The sequence below is a fragment of the Arthrobacter sp. TJ-178 genome (assembly GCF_058269275.1).
Genome location: NZ_JBZCNK010000002.1, coordinates 347,240 through 361,581, shown reverse-complemented (window position 1 = coordinate 361,581; position 14,342 = coordinate 347,240). Strand labels below are relative to the sequence as shown.

Annotated in this window: 12 protein-coding genes; 8 read left to right on the top strand and 4 right to left on the bottom strand. The window is 65.5% G+C overall.

The genetic code is table 11. From position 1 onward, the window contains the following. Window positions 1-2: 2 nt before the first annotated feature. Entirely contained in the window at window positions 3-512 is a 510-nt protein-coding gene (locus tag AC4D2Q_RS07895) for a metallopeptidase family protein (protein WP_490945953.1), read from the bottom strand. 109 nt (window positions 513-621) lie between these two features. On the opposite strand from AC4D2Q_RS07895, the gene AC4D2Q_RS07890 reads away from it, so the two are divergent. The 4 genes from AC4D2Q_RS07890 to AC4D2Q_RS07875 all read left to right on the top strand — a co-directional run bounded on the left by AC4D2Q_RS07890 (window position 622) and on the right by AC4D2Q_RS07875 (window position 4,169). Then, entirely contained in the window at window positions 622-1,002 is a 381-nt protein-coding gene (locus AC4D2Q_RS07890) for a DUF3499 domain-containing protein (protein ID WP_490945952.1), read from the top strand. A 94-nt stretch (window positions 1,003-1,096) separates the two neighbouring features. Next, window positions 1,097-1,279, top strand: coding sequence for a hypothetical protein (locus AC4D2Q_RS07885; RefSeq protein WP_490945951.1), 183 nt, complete (start codon window positions 1,097-1,099; stop codon window positions 1,277-1,279). 32 nt (window positions 1,280-1,311) lie between these two features. After that, on the top strand, window positions 1,312-2,790 hold the full coding sequence (gene ahcY / locus AC4D2Q_RS07880) for an adenosylhomocysteinase (RefSeq protein WP_490945950.1): 1,479 nt from the start codon (window positions 1,312-1,314) through the stop codon (window positions 2,788-2,790). Window positions 2,791-2,930: 140 nt separating this feature from the next. Continuing rightward, window positions 2,931-4,169 carry a L,D-transpeptidase gene (locus AC4D2Q_RS07875; protein WP_490945949.1) on the top strand — a complete coding sequence of 413 codons (1,239 nt, stop codon included), beginning with the start codon at window positions 2,931-2,933 and terminating at the stop codon, window positions 4,167-4,169. Window positions 4,170-4,190: 21 nt separating this feature from the next. Here AC4D2Q_RS07875 and AC4D2Q_RS07870 read toward each other — a convergent pair whose 3' ends face one another. Beyond that, the gene (locus AC4D2Q_RS07870) at window positions 4,191-4,994 is read right to left on the bottom strand and encodes an RDD family protein (RefSeq protein WP_490945948.1); all 804 of its coding nucleotides are present in this window, start codon (window positions 4,992-4,994) and stop codon (window positions 4,191-4,193) included. 65 nt (window positions 4,995-5,059) lie between these two features. Between AC4D2Q_RS07870 and AC4D2Q_RS07865 the strand changes: the two genes are divergently transcribed. Beyond that, window positions 5,060-6,055 carry a stage II sporulation protein M gene (locus tag AC4D2Q_RS07865; RefSeq protein ID WP_490927124.1) on the top strand — a complete coding sequence of 332 codons (996 nt, stop codon included), beginning with the start codon at window positions 5,060-5,062 and terminating at the stop codon, window positions 6,053-6,055. A 204-nt stretch (window positions 6,056-6,259) separates the two neighbouring features. Then, entirely contained in the window at window positions 6,260-8,032 is a 1,773-nt protein-coding gene (locus tag AC4D2Q_RS07860; protein WP_490945947.1) for a TIGR01906 family membrane protein, read from the top strand. 105 nt (window positions 8,033-8,137) lie between these two features. Here the strand turns inward: AC4D2Q_RS07860 and AC4D2Q_RS07855 are convergent, their stop codons facing one another. Then, complete coding sequence (locus tag AC4D2Q_RS07855) at window positions 8,138-9,952, bottom strand: AMP-dependent synthetase/ligase (RefSeq protein WP_490945946.1); 1,815 nt, start codon at window positions 9,950-9,952, stop codon at window positions 8,138-8,140. 41 nt (window positions 9,953-9,993) lie between these two features. Further along, window positions 9,994-11,643, bottom strand: coding sequence for a dolichyl-phosphate-mannose--protein mannosyltransferase (locus tag AC4D2Q_RS07850; protein ID WP_490945945.1), 1,650 nt, complete (start codon window positions 11,641-11,643; stop codon window positions 9,994-9,996). Window positions 11,644-11,700: 57 nt separating this feature from the next. On the opposite strand from AC4D2Q_RS07850, the gene rsmI reads away from it, so the two are divergent. Together rsmI and AC4D2Q_RS07840 are read left to right on the top strand one after the other, a co-directional pair. Beyond that, a complete protein-coding gene (gene rsmI, locus AC4D2Q_RS07845; protein ID WP_490945944.1) occupies window positions 11,701-12,627 on the top strand; it encodes a 16S rRNA (cytidine(1402)-2'-O)-methyltransferase in 927 nt (308 codons plus the stop codon). 155 nt (window positions 12,628-12,782) lie between these two features. Continuing rightward, window positions 12,783-14,264 carry an NAD-dependent succinate-semialdehyde dehydrogenase gene (locus AC4D2Q_RS07840; protein ID WP_490945943.1) on the top strand — a complete coding sequence of 494 codons (1,482 nt, stop codon included), beginning with the start codon at window positions 12,783-12,785 and terminating at the stop codon, window positions 14,262-14,264. The last annotated feature ends 78 nt before the right edge of the window (window positions 14,265-14,342 follow it).

Sequence of the window (14,342 nt, the reverse complement as noted above, 5' to 3'; positions counted from 1 at the left end):
GCCTACAGCGGACGGAACCGTCCGTACGTCGGGTCAACGGTTTCCGGGTCCATCCCCAGCAGCGTGGCCAGCTGTTCCACTACGACGTCGTGAATCAGTTCGCTGACCGGCACCAGTCCGCGCGCTGCAGACTCCACCGGATGCCGGTACACCGTAATGACGGCGGGTTTGGGACCGGATGCCGGAGAACCCGCGCCGAAGGGGATATTCCCGCCGGATGCAGCCAGCTCCTCAAGCCCGGGCGGAATATCCTGCACCACAAACTGGTAGGACTGAATGTCCTCGCCCCAGAGCCGTTCCAGCCGCTGGGCGGATTCAAGCACCCACGTGTCAAAACGCTCCGAACGTGAGCGGAAACCGGCCAGGTGAGCGGGAATGAGCTCCCCGCGCAGGCCGCGGCCGTGCCGGTTGCGGCGGCGGAGCCGGAAGGGACGCCCCGCTGACACGGGATCGGACTCGGACGGCTCTTCGCCGGGGCCGAGATACACCCTGAGAGTTGGTCCGGTGGACATATAAGAACTGTAACCGCTGAAACCCGTCCTGGGGCACCGGTTTTAAGCAGTCCATTCCTCCGGCGTGCCTGACCGGGGCGGATGCCTGCTGCAGGTAAAGTGATCCTCCGTGGAATCCTTAAGATTGTGCTCCAGGTCAGCGTGCCGAGAGGCTGCTGCAGCCACCCTCACCTACGTATATGCCGATTCCACGGCGGTGTTGGGGCCCCTGGCAACGTACGCCGAACCCCATTGCTACGACTTGTGCCACGCCCATGCCGACCGCCTGACGGTGCCGCTGGGATGGGAAGTCGTCCGGCTGGACCTTGACGGCCAGCCCCGCATTCCCACCAGCGATGAGCTGTCGGCGATAGTCGATGCCGTACGGGAAGCCGGTGAGCATTCGGCAGACGATGCACCCAAACGCAACGGCAAACAGCCCCTGGAACCGCCCGCAGAAACTCCGGGGGCCCGGCGCTCCCACTTGCGGCTGCTCCGCGAAGAGGGCTGAGAGCCGCACCGGATCCCTGCGGAAGGGATAGTCTGGGGGACAGCGCCGTGCCTTACTGCGCGGCTTCAACGTATCCAAGGAAGTGCTGCAATCCATGGCTAAACTCACTGCCAACATCATGGCGGTTTTACGCTGTCCGGTCACCGGTTCCGCGCTCCGGCAGGAAGACGGCGGACTGGTCTCGACCGCCCCTGATGCCAACGGCAACCTGGTCCATTACGTTTTGGTGGAAGGCATCCCCGTATTGCTGGCACCTGGAGTAGCGTCAACGGCCTAGGGTTCTGACACTCCAACCTGAGGAGTACGCGCGTGGGCATCGATTTCAAGGTAGCTGACCTGTCCCTGGCTGAAGCCGGACGCCACCAGATCCGTCTGGCGGAGCATGAGATGCCCGGACTGATGGCGCTCCGCCGCGAATACGGGCCGTCCCAGCCGCTGAGCGGCGCACGGATCGCCGGCTCCCTGCACATGACAGTGCAGACGGCGGTGCTCATTGAAACCCTTACTGCGCTGGGAGCCGAGGTGCGGTGGGCCTCCTGCAACATTTTCTCCACCCAGGACGAGGCAGCCGCAGCCGTCGTCGTCGGCAGCGGTACCCCCGAGGCGCCGGCCGGTGTTCCCGTGTTCGCCTGGAAAAACGAGTCCCTCGAAGAATACTGGTGGACCGCCCGGCAGATCCTCACCTGGCCGGAGGGCTCCGGGGGACCGAACATGATCCTGGACGACGGCGGCGACGCGACCATGCTGCTGCACAAGGGAGTGGAGTTCGAGGCTGCCGGCGGCGTTCCGGAGAACCCCGTGGAGGGGGACCCCGGTTACTCCTACGAATACACCGTAATCCTTGACGTGCTGCGCCGCTCCCTGGAGCAGGAACCGGGTAAGTGGACGGAAATCGCCAGGAACATTCGCGGCGTCACGGAGGAAACCACCACCGGAGTGCTGCGGCTGTACCAGCTGGCCGCCGCGGGCAAGCTCCTTTTCCCGGCGATCAACGTCAATGACTCGGTCACCAAATCAAAGTTCGACAACAGATACGGCATCCGCCATTCCCTTCCGGACGGCCTGAACCGCGCCACTGACACGCTGATCGGCGGGAAAGTGGCAGTGGTCTGCGGGTACGGGGACGTCGGCAAGGGTGCCGCCGAGGCACTGCGGGGGCAGGGGGCGCGGGTGATCGTCACCGAAATCGATCCGATCTGCGCGCTGCAGGCGGCAATGGACGGGTACCAGGTAGCCAAACTGGAATCAGTCCTGGCAACCGGTGACATCTTCATCACTGCCACCGGCAATAAGGACATCATCGGAGCCCATCACATGGCCCGGATGAAGCACCAGGCAATCGTGGGCAACGTCGGTCATTTCGACAACGAAATTGACATGGCCGGCCTCGCCGCGATCCCGGGAATCCGCAAGGTGGAAATCAAACCGCAGGTGCACGAGTGGATCTTCGACGAAGGCACCGACGCCCGGCGCAGCATCATTGTGCTGTCCGAAGGCAGGCTGCTGAACCTGGGCAATGCCACCGGCCACCCGTCCTTCGTCATGAGCAACTCCTTTGCGAATCAGACCATCGCGCAGATCGAGCTGTTCACCAAGCACGGCACGTCCGTTGACGACGGCGGCTACGCCCATCAGGTGTACGTCCTGCCGAAGATCCTCGATGAAAAGGTTGCCCGCCTTCATCTGGATGCCCTCGGCGTGGAACTCACCGAACTGACCAAGGAACAGGCCGAATATCTGGGCGTGGATGTGGCCGGACCCTACAAGGCGGAGCATTACCGGTACTAGTTTGGGCACTACTTGGAACACGCCTGCGGGCAGTGGCACGGCGGACTCCATTCCGGACGCCATGACGTAAAATTTCGCAAGGGGAGCTTATGGTCGCTCCACATCTGTCGAGAGCACCCGGGAAGCATTGGTTAGCGGTTATGGCAAAGGCTACAAACTGGCGCAGGAGCTGGCTCATCAGTTCCGTGCTTGCAGGATCTGTTCTTCTGGGCGGCGGCGCCCTCACGTCGTGTTCCGTTGTTGCGGAGAACTCCGGAGATTCCGGCTCAGCGGCGACGTCTTCGGCAAAGCCCACGGCGTCCAAACCCGCCGTGCCCGAACCGGTAGCCGTTGTCACACCGGAAGCGGACGCCCTGGAAGTGAACCCGACAACGGTTCCGGCCATCACCGTGCGGCAGGGGACCCTGAAGGAAGCCAAGCTGGTACCCACCGCCGGCGGAGAGCCGGTTCCCGGTGAGCTGAGCGCGGGAGGGACGGTCTGGACCGCCACGGGTGCGCTTGAGTTCAACACGCCGTACACCCTCACGTATTCACTGGCCGATGCGAACGGTGACACCACCTCGCAGACCCGGAAGTTCAGCACCGTCTCCACCGCCAACGAGGCAAATGCCGTGATGTATCCCTCGCCTGGGTCCACGGTGGGAACCGGGCAGCCTCTGGAGCTGACCTTCAGCGAACCCGTCCTGAACAAGGAAGCCGTGGAGAAGGCCATTACCGTTACGTCCTCCTCGGGCCAGACGGGCGCGTTCTACTGGATCAGCGACACCAAGGTGCGGTACCGGGCCGAGGAATTCTGGGCGCCGCAGAGCACCATTACCGTGGACATGAAGCTTCTGGGCGTGGACTTCGGCAACGGAATGATCGGGAACTTCAACCAGACCTCCAGCTTCACCACCCACAACAACCGGCTGGCCGTGGTGGACAACGCGGACAAGATGATGCGCGTGTATATCGACGGCGTACTCACCGAGACCTTCCCCGTCACCCTGGGCACTGAAGACTGGCCGTCCACCACGGGCTACCACGTGATCATGGACCAGCACGAGTCCATCCCGTTCCGGGCGGAATCGATCGGGCTCAAGCCCGGCGACGAACACTATTACGAGCCGGTCACGGCGCACAGCGCCTCCCGACTTTCCCTTGGCGGGGCGTTTATCCACGAGGCGCTGCCCTCCGCGCAACCGGTGCTTGGCCGCGCCAACGTTTCCCACGGCTGCATTGGAATGAGCCCCGAAGGCGCCAAGTACATCTACGACAATTTCGACGCCGGAGACGTGGTCCAGGTGCTGAACACCGGCTACGGTCCCATGTTCGTATGGGACGGCTTCGGTGATTGGAACGTGCCGTGGTCGGAATGGATCAGCCAGCCCAAGCAGTAGCCCCTGCTGCGTGAGTACTTCCTACTGATCGAACGGCAGCCGGTGCAGGCGCTGTCCCACCTGTTCGGAGTGCTGCCGCTGCCGGGCCATCCGGGCGTAATCCCGGTCCCGGCGTTCGGACACCACGGCACTGAGGAAGTCCTCGGCCGCGGTTCCGGGAGGCGGCTGCGGCGACACGATGGCCGAGACCTCCGCGGCGAGTTCGGCAGCACGGGCGGTGCGTGCCTGCGGCGAGAGCCGGGGCGCCTGCACCAGGAACCGGGACACCCGCCGGGCCAGGGCATCCGGGAACCTGCCCATGTCCGCAAGACCTGCCCAGCCCCGCAGCCACGGGGGCATGGAAACCTGCTGCGGCGGGGGAGCTGTGACCCGCTCCCGGAGCGCGTAGGTGCCGGCCATCAGGTCTCCCACCCGCTTGGACTTGTCATTGAACAGGGCCACGATAAACGCGACGGAGCCCGCCGTCAGGTAGATCTCCAGCACGGCCGTCATGCTGCGGATGAGGCAGTGGCGGAAGCGCACGGCGCCGCCGTCGTCGCGCACTATGCGCAGTCCCATGGCCAGGCGGCCCAGCGACTTGCCGCGGGTCACCGTCTCCACCGCTGCCGGAACCCCCACCAGGACGAGGACAACGAGGGTCAGAATCAGGGCCTGGGCCAGGGCGGGATCAACCGACTCGCCCAGCGTCTGTCCCAGAAGCAGCAGCAGCCCGAGGAGCACCACCGCCTGGGCAGCGACGTCGATGATGGAACTCAGCGCACGGGCGGCAAATGATGCCGGGCGCAGCTCCAGGACAACCGCCTCTCCGGTGACGATGGAACTCAAAAGTCCTCCTGCTGGCCGGCAGTTGGTGATGGGAACTCCACTGTACCCAGCGCTAGGGTGTAACCGTGGATATGGATGCGTTCAGTGCCGTGCACGCCCCGGACTGGAAACGGCTCGATGAACTCGCCGCCCGCCGCCGTCTGAGCGGAGAAGAAGCGGACGAGCTGCTGACCCTGTACCAGCGCGCCTCGGCCCATTTGTCCATGGTCCGGTCGGTGGCACCGGAAGGGGCACTGTCCGCTGCGCTGTCCATGCGGCTCTCCCGCGCACGCACCCGTTTTACGGGTGCCCGTTCCAACTTTGCCGAAGATCTGGCGAACTTCTTTGTCTTTGCGCTGCCGGCCGCCTTCTACCGCATCCGCTGGCTGACCGTGGCCGTGGGCGCAGCCTTCATCCTGGCCGCCTGGCTCTTCGGTCTCTGGGCAGCGACCACCCCCGGTGTCATTTCCGCCGCCCTGGGCTCGGACGAGCAGGTGGCACAGTATGTGCAGAGCGGTTTTGCCGGCTATTACACGGAGAATCCGGCGGCGTCCTTCGCCGGACAGGTGTGGACCAACAACGCCTGGATTGCGCTGCAGGCAGTCGCCTTTGGGATCAGCGGCATCTGGGGTCCGTACGTCCTCTACCAAAATGCCCTCAACGTGGGCGTGGCCGGCGGCACCATGGCGGCGTACGGCCAGCTGGATGTCTTTTTCAGCTACATCCTGCCGCACGGCCTCATGGAACTGACGGCAGTGTTCATTGCCGTGGCTGCCGGTCTGCGGATTTTCTGGGCCTGGGTGGCGCCGGGCCGGCGGACGCGAAGCGTGTCAGTTGCCGCGGAGGGACGGTCGCTGTTCACGGTGGCCCTGGGACTCGTGATCGTCTTGTTCCTCTCCGGCCTGGTGGAAGGCTTCGTCACCGCCTCGCCCCTGCCGGCCTGGCTGCGGATCGGGATCGGAGCGGCCCTGCTCGGTGCCTACTGGGCGTACACCCTCATCCTGGGCAGGCGGGCGTACCTTGCCGGCCACCGCGGTGACCTGTCCCGCCGCGACAGCTCAGATGCTCTGCGCACTGCGTGAACGCCGAACGCACAACCGGGGACAGCACCAGCCGAAGACACCGCAAAAGATCGCCGGGTCCAATCACTGTGCCGGTGATGCGGGGTGGCGACGGCTTGGGCGATGCCTCTCCCGGTAGGCTCGAAGGTGAATGGAACCGCAAAAGCCCATCGGTATCCGCAAACAGGCCATGATGCACAGGCCAGGTAAGTGAAAGAGGAAGTAGTGGCAAGCCAGGACGATACCCCCCAGCAACACCCCACGCCCAAAGGCTCCGCCGAACCCGGGCAGGACCGGCCGGAGCAGGGCGCCGGCGCCGGCCGCGAGCTCAGCGATGCGAGCGAAACCATTGTGAGCGGGGACCACGCCGAAGGCTCCGGTTCCGAAGCAGCCGACGGCGTTTCCGGAGCTTCCGCTGACAAGGACGGTTCCGCGGCGGAAACCCGCAACAAGAACCTGGAACATGATGACTGGGATGCGGCCTTCGCCGGAGCCGGAACGGTTCCCGAAGCTGGCCAGCAGGGCGCATCCTCAGCCGGACGCTCAGCTCATGCCGAGGTTCCCGCAGACCATCCCGCCTCCGCTCAGAGCAGTGCGCTGCCGATGCGCAGCGCCGGTACCCTGCCCAGCTTCAGCGAGTATGAGGACCTCCCCGAAGACGAGCGGAACGGGGCCGGGAACACTGATCCCGGTGACACCATCTCCGCATCAAAGCCGGCGGGGGCCGCCGCAGCGGAGCACACGGATACCGAGGCGCTCCCCGTGCCCAAGGCGGCGGCCGCACCCCGGGTGACCAAGGTTGACGGTGCACCTCAAACGGAGCCTGCCCCTGAAACCGAGCCTGCCTCTGAAACGGAGGCCGCGCCTAACACAGCAGCACCCACCACGGACGCCGCACGCAAGAACGGCGAAGCACGCAAAACTGATGCAGCACCGGCAGCACCCGTTTCGGCTTCCGTGGCAGCACCCGTGTCCGCAGCTTCGGCTGCTTCGCCCCGGACTGCGCCCATCAGCACTGCACCTTTCAGCACCGCACCGGTCTCGGATTCCCGCCGCCCGGGCAATTCCGAAGCAGGAAAAACCGCTGACGTTCGTGACGCTGAAGTTCGCACAGCTGCCGCTGGGCGGGCTGAAGCTCCCAAGGCCGTAAAGACCGACAAAGCGGCTGCAGCGGAAATCCCGGCCGCAGCCCGTCTCCGGCCTGCCGATGACGACATTTCCGAAGAGGAAATCCGCCGCCGCGCCGAGGAGCGTGAGCGGGCTGGCACCACCAAGCCCGTGCTGGCCCGTATCCTGCAGGTCATGATCGCCGTCTTCTTCCCGGTCATGCTGCTGGCTGCCGCCATCCGGGCGGTGGCCACTCCGCTGTTCCTGTGGGCCGAGTACCACCGTCCGGGCTTCCCGGCGGACAGCTACGGGTTCACCACGGATGACCGGGTGACCTATGGGTCCTACGCGGTGGACTACCTGCTGAACTTCTCCGGCGCCCGCTACCTGGGCGATCTGGTGACGGCGGGCGGCGAACCGCTGTACCTGGAGAGCGAAGTCAGCCATATGGCGGACGTCAAGACGGTTCTGACCGTTGTCTTTGTGACCGCACTGGTCATGGCGGTGCTGAGCCTGCTCGGGTGCCTTTACCTGGCGAAGCGCAGGCCGGGCGGAATCCGGCGTGCACTCTTCTCCGGATCCGTGGTGACCCTGGTGCTGGTGGGCGGACTGATTGTCCTGGCCGTCATGGGCTGGGAAAGCTTCTTCACCCAGGTCCACTCGATCTTCTTCGCCAACGGCAACTGGACCTTCCGCATGGATGACACCCTCATCCGGCTCTTCCCGGCCCAGTTCTGGATGGACGCGGGGATTGTCATTGCCGCGCTGGTGCTCGTGGTCTGCATCGTCGTGATGATCGCCGCCTGGCCCACCAAGGCCCGCCGCGAACGCTCACGCCGGAAGCAGGAAGAAGCCCGCCGCCGGTACCTCGACTCGCTCGAAGCGGTCTAGGCGACACACCCGCAGCACTCCGCACAACAAAAAAGCACCCCGCACAACAAAAAACTGCACGTTCCCGCTTGGGGGACGTGCAGTTTTTTTGTGCGGCCGGAACTCCTACTTGAGGTAGAGCTTTTCCACCTCAGCGGAGTAATCGGCAATAACAGCATTGCGGCGCAGCTTCAGGGTTGCCGTCAGATGGCCGGACTCCAGCGAGAAGTCCTTCGGCAGGACGGCGAACTTCCGGATCTGCTCCGCCTGGGAAACCGTGGCGTTGGCTGCATCCACGGCTTCCTGCAGTGCGGCGCGGATCCGGGGATCGTCTCCGGCGGACGCGGGCGTCGTCGATGAGCCGTTTTCCCGTCCCCACGCTGCCAGTGCGTCTTCATCCAGGGTCAGCAGCGCCGTCACAAACGGGCGCCCTTCGCCCACCACCACCACCTGGGACACCAGGCGGTGCTCACGGATTTTCTCCTCCAGCGGACCCGGGGCAACGTTCTTGCCGCCGGCGGTGACCAGGATGTCCTTTTTCCGGCCGGTGATGGTCAGGAAACCGTCGTCGTCCAGGGAACCGACATCACCGGAATGGAACCACTCGCCGCTGAAAGCGGCAGCGTTGGCTTCAGGGTTGTTGTGGTATCCCTTGAAGACGCCGGCGCCGCCGATCAGGACCTCGCCGTCGTCGGCAATGCGGATCCGGCTGCCGGGCAGCGGCAGTCCCACCGAGCCCACGCGGGCCAGCGGGACGGTGTTTACCGTTGCCGGCGCCGTGGTTTCGGTCAGGCCGTAACCTTCCAGGACCATGACGCCCGCACCCCGGAAGAAGTGCGAGAGCTGCGGGCTCAGGGCAGAGGCGCCGCTGATCGCAAAGGCCGCCTTGCCGCCGAACGCGTTGCGGACCTTGGGATAGAGCGTTTTGTCGAAGAAGGCGTGGCGCGCCTTCAGGGCCAGGGAAGGTCCCTTGCCCCCGCGGGCTGCGGAATCAAGGGCCGTTGAGTATGCGACGGCGGTGTCCGCGGCAGCGGTGAACAGCTTGCCCTTGCCGGCGGCTTCCGCGGACTGCTGGGCTCCGGCGTAGATCTTCTCGAAGATCCGGGGCACGGCCAGCAGGAAGGTCGGCTGGAAGCTCTTCAGGTCGCCCATCAGGTCTGCGGCGCTGCCGGAGTGGCCCACCCGCACTCCTGCTGCCAGGCAGCCCACCTGGACGGCGCGTGCCAGCACATGGGCCAGCGGCAGGAACATCAGCGTGCTGACGTCCTTGGCCTTAAGCATTTCCGGAAGGAACTGCACAATGTTCACGCCAAACAGGGCAAAGTTGCCGTGCGTGATTTCGCAGCCCTTGGGCCGTCCCGTGGTTCCGGAGGTGTAGACCATGGAGGCCACGGTCTGAAGTCCGGCCGCGGTCCGTGCCGCTTCGAGGCGGTCATCATCAACATCTGAGCCCGCAGCGATGAGCTCGGCAAAGGAGGCTTCTGCTCCGTCGGCCTTCATCATCCACAGCGAGACGTCAAAATCTCCGGAATCCGCAGCAGCCGAAACAATCGCGGCTTTGCGGGCATCCTGGACAAAGACATGGGCTGCGCCGGAGTCTTCCAGGATCCACTCCACCTGCGAGGGGGATGAGGTTTCGTATATGGGCACTGTGACGGCGCCGGCAAACCATACGGCGAGGTCCACCAGGGTCCACTCGTAGCAGGTCTTGGACATGACAGCCACGCTGTCACCGGGCTTCACCCCGAGGCCGATCAGGCCCTTGGCCAGTGCACTCACGGACGTCAGGAAGTCATCGGCAGTGATGTCTTTCCAGCCGCTGTCACTCTTCAGCGAGAACAGGGGATGGTTGGGGGTCTTTGCATGCAGTCCCACCAGGATGTCAGTGATGTTCGACTTCTCGGGGAGATGGACCAGTAAATCAGTGGCGGATTCGCGCACCGTTGGCCTCTCTTTCTGTGCAGGGCACATGGGTAATGAGACTAAATCCAGCTGCGCATCCACATGCGGAGCCGCCAGTCAGAATACGGGATTGTTTCGGCCGTCCAGACCGGAAGGAAGAATGCGGACACTAAAACGGCCGCCAGGATGAAGAGTGCAACCACTGCCGCACCGGTCCATTTGCGCACTACCGGGGCGGAATCCGGGCCCAGAATCAGCCCCAGCACATAGGTCAGGGCAAGAATCAGGAACGGCTCAAAAGAAACGGCGTAGAAGAAGAACGTGGTGCGTTCCGGATACGCGAACCAGGGAAGATAGCCCGCCGCGATTCCGGCGAGAAGGGCCCCGGCCCGCCAGTCACGGCGGCCCAGCCAGCAGAAGAGCAGAACCAGCAGGGACACGGCGGCGGACCACCAGATCAGCGGATTGCCCACCGAGGTGATGGCCGTGGAGCAGCTGTCCACCGTGCACCCGCTGACGCCGTTGGTGGCGGATTCGTAGAAGAAGGACGTGGGGCGGCCCATGACCAGCCAGGTCCAGGGGCTGGCTTCGTAGTCGTGGTCGGAACTGAGCCCGTTGTGGAAGGCGTACGCGCTGCGGTGGTACTCCGCGAGTGACCGCAGCGAGTCCGGCAGCCAGCCCCAGGTATCGGACGGGTGGTCCTGAGCCCAGTTCCGTCCGTACGCGTCAGCGGAGCGCAGCCATCCGGTCCAGGAGGCCAGGTAGGTCAATGCCGCTGCGGGGATGACGGTGAAGAACGCCGGCACCCCGTCTTTGAACAGTCCGGCCACGGGCCATGACCGGATGCCCGCGACGCGGCGGGCGTTGACGTCCCACAGCACGGTCATCAGGCCAAAGACTGCCACGAAGGCCAGCGCGGACCATTTGGTTCCCACCGCCAGGCCCAGGCAGATTCCTGCGGCCAGGCGCCAGGGGCGCCAGAGCAGCCACGGTCCGTACACCAGGGCGTCCGACGACGGCGGGCCGTCTCCGCGGCCGCCCCCCGGCCCGGCGGCGAGGGCGCGAGCCAGCCGTCGCCGGCCGTCGTCGCGGTCCAGCAGCAGGGCGCCGAAGGCGGCCACCAGCCAGAAGGTCAGGAAAACATCCAGCAGCGAGGCACGCGAGAGCACCAGGTGGTGGCCGTCGACAGCCAGGAGCAACCCGGCCACCCCGCCCAGCAGCGGGGAGCGGAACAGCCGGACGGCAATCAGGCCCACCAGCAGGACGGTGAGGGCGCCCGTCAGCGCGGCGGAGAAGCGCCAGCCGAAACTGTTGTCCGAGCCGAACAGTGCCATCCCCGCGGCGATCATCCACTTTCCGACCGGCGGATGCACCACGTATTCGGGGTCGGTAAGCAACACGTCGGGGATGCCCGAGTTGAAGGAATCGTTCGCGTTTTCGGGCCACTGCCGTTCGTAGCCGGAGACCAGATAGGAGTAGGCGTCCTTGACGTAGTACGTCTCGTCAAAGACCAGCGAGCGGGGTTCCCCCAGCCGGACAAAACGCAGCACTGCGCCAATCACGGCAGAGATCAGCGGCAGGAGCCAGCCCCACACGCCCAGCGTCAGGGTGGTGCCCGGCGCCCAGCCCAGCAGCCTGTTGCGCAGCTGGCCGACGCTGAAGGCGCTCCGAGGATCCTGCACCAGCGGTGCTGCTCCGGCGGCTGGAGTCTCGCTCACGGTCGGGTTCACCCGCCCACTCTATCGGGGCCGCCGGGCGTGCGGCGTCCCCAACTCGCGTAGGGTTAGATGGTGAATTCCAGCAAGCAGACTCCCGGCCCGGACACCTCCAAAAGCACCCAGCACGACGGCGGCAAGACCGGCGCTGCCGCCGGCACCGGCGGCGGACAGATTGTCCTGGCCGCCACGCCCATCGGCAACATGGGGGACGCCACCAACCGTCTGATCGCGCTGCTGGAGACCGCCGACGTCATTGCCGCCGAGGACACCCGCCGCCTCCACCGCCTGGTCTCGGCCCTGAAGATCACCACCACCGGCAAAATCATCAGCTACCACGAGCACAATGAGGCAACCCGCACTGCGGATCTGCTGGAGATGGTGCGCGGCGGCGCCACCTTGCTGATGGTGACCGACGCCGGTATGCCGGCAGTCTCCGATCCCGGCTTCCGGCTGGTGGAGGCGGCTGCCAAGGAAGGCCTAACCGTCACCGCGGCTCCGGGTCCGTCGGCAGTCTTGACCGCACTGGCGCTGTCCGGGCTGCCGACCGACCGTTTCTGCTTTGAGGGCTTCTTGCCCCGCAAGGCCGGTGAGCGCAGTGCCCGGCTGGCGGAACTGGCCGGGGAGCAGCGCACCATGGTGTTCTTCGAGGCTCCGCACCGCCTGGAGCCCATGCTGCGTGCGCTGGACGCTGCGTTCGGCGGGGACCGCCGGGCCGCCGTCGCCCGCGAGCTGACCAAGCTGCACGAACAGGTGCTCCGCGCCCCGCTGCGCGAACTGCTGGAATGGGCCGAGGCGGCCGAAATCCGCGGCGAGATCGCCGTCGTCGTGGCCGGCGCCGGTGAAGCCGCACCGGAACTGCCCGAAGACCATGTGGCCGCAGTGAACGGACTGGTTGCCCAGGGCGCACGCCTCAAGGATGCCGTGGCCACCGTGGCCGAGGATGCCCGGATCAGCAAGCGTGAACTCTATTCGGCGGTGCTGGCCGCCCGGGCATAGCTCAACCCGGGCCTTTCCTTTTGGCCAACTGCACAGCGGAAGCCCGTTCCCGTGGTGCAGTTCCGTATTTACAGCCCCAACAGAACGCGCATACGGTGAACACAGATAACGGGCCTTTCCGGCCCGGGCAATGACGTCAATCTTGGAGGCATCCCATGGGTATTACCGCTGACCGCGAAGCCGAACTGCTGGCCCGCGTTCCCACCGGCCTGTTGATCAACGGCGAGTGGAGGGATGCTGCCGGCGGCAAGACATTTGATGTCGAAGACCCCGCCACCGGCAAGGTGCTGCTGAGCATCGCCGACGCCAGTGCCGAAGACGGCGCCCTGGCCATGGACGCTGCCGCCGCTGCACAGGACTCCTGGGCCAAGACCGCACCGCGGGAGCGCGGGGAAATCCTGCGCCGCGCCTTTGAACTGGTCACCGAACGGGCGGAAGACTTTGCCCTGCTGATGACCCTGGAAATGGGCAAGCCGCTGGCCGAGGCCCGGGGCGAAGTCACCTACGGCGCCGAATTCCTGCGCTGGTTCTCCGAGGAAGCCGTCCGGATTTCCGGCCGCTACGGCACCTCCCCGGACGGCAAGTCCCGGCTGATGGTGAACAAGAAGCCGGTGGGACCCTGCCTGCTGATCACCCCGTGGAACTTCCCGCTGGCCATGGCCACCCGCAAGATTGCCCCCGCTGTGGCCGCGGGCTGCACCATGGTGCTCAAGCCGGCCAAGCTCACCCCGCTGACCTCCCAGCTTTTTGCCGCCGTGATGCTCGAAGCCGGATTGCCGGCCGGCGTCCTGAACGTGGTGTCCACCACTTCCGCCGGTGATGTCACCGGTCCGATCATGAAGGACGAGCGCCTGCGCAAGGTCTCCTTCACCGGCTCCACCCCCGTGGGCCAGGGCTTGATCCGTGACGCCGCGGACCGGGTGCTGCGCACCTCCATGGAGCTCGGCGGCAACGCTCCGTTTGTGGTCTTCGAGGACGCTGACATGGACAAGGCCGTCACCGGTGCCATGGCTGCCAAGCTGCGGAACATGGGCGAGGCCTGCACCGCCGCGAACCGCTTCATTGTGCACGAGTCCGTTGCCGATGAGTTCGCCGAGAAGTTCGCGGCCAAGGTGGGGGCCATGACCACGGCGCGCGGCACCGAGGACGAGTCCAAGATCGGCCCGCTGATCGACGCCAAGTCCCGCGACAAGGTGCACTCCCTGGTTTCGGACGCGGTCGACGGCGGTGCCGAGGCAGTGGTGGGCGGCGCACCGGTGGACGGTCCGGGCTACTTCTACCAGCCCACTGTGCTGAAGAATGTGGCTGCCGACGCCCGGATCCTCAAAGAGGAAATCTTTGGCCCGGTAGCCCCGATTGTCACTTTCTCCACAGAGGAGGAAGCCGTGGCCCTGGCCAACAACACCGAATACGGCCTGGTTGCGTATGTCTTCACGGAGGACCTGAACCGGGGCCTGCGGATTGGCGAGAAGCTGGAAACCGGCATGCTCGGCCTCAACGCCGGTGTCGTTTCCAACGCTGCAGCACCGTTCGGCGGCGTGAAGCAGTCCGGTCTGGGGCGTGAAGGCGGCGCCGAAGGCATCGAGGAATACCTCTACACGCAGTACATCGGCATCGCCGACCCCACCGCGGACTAGCAGGTTCGCGGACCGGGCAGGTCCGCAGACCTCATCAGGTTCGGACCGAGTCAGGTCCGGACCGAGTCAGGTCCGCGG

Excerpts from the sequence above, each read along its gene's own strand:
- AC4D2Q_RS07895 (WP_490945953.1), bottom strand. The coding sequence starts at position 512 with ATGTCCACCGGACCAACTCTCAGGGTGTATCTCGGCCCCGGCGAAGAG.
- AC4D2Q_RS07885 (WP_490945951.1), top strand. The coding sequence starts at position 1,097 with ATGGCTAAACTCACTGCCAACATCATGGCGGTTTTACGCTGTCCGGTC.
- AC4D2Q_RS07875 (WP_490945949.1), top strand. The coding sequence starts at position 2,931 with ATGGCAAAGGCTACAAACTGGCGCAGGAGCTGGCTCATCAGTTCCGTG.
- rsmI (WP_490945944.1), top strand. The coding sequence starts at position 11,701 with ATGGTGAATTCCAGCAAGCAGACTCCCGGCCCGGACACCTCCAAAAGC.
- AC4D2Q_RS07840 (WP_490945943.1), top strand. The coding sequence starts at position 12,783 with ATGGGTATTACCGCTGACCGCGAAGCCGAACTGCTGGCCCGCGTTCCC.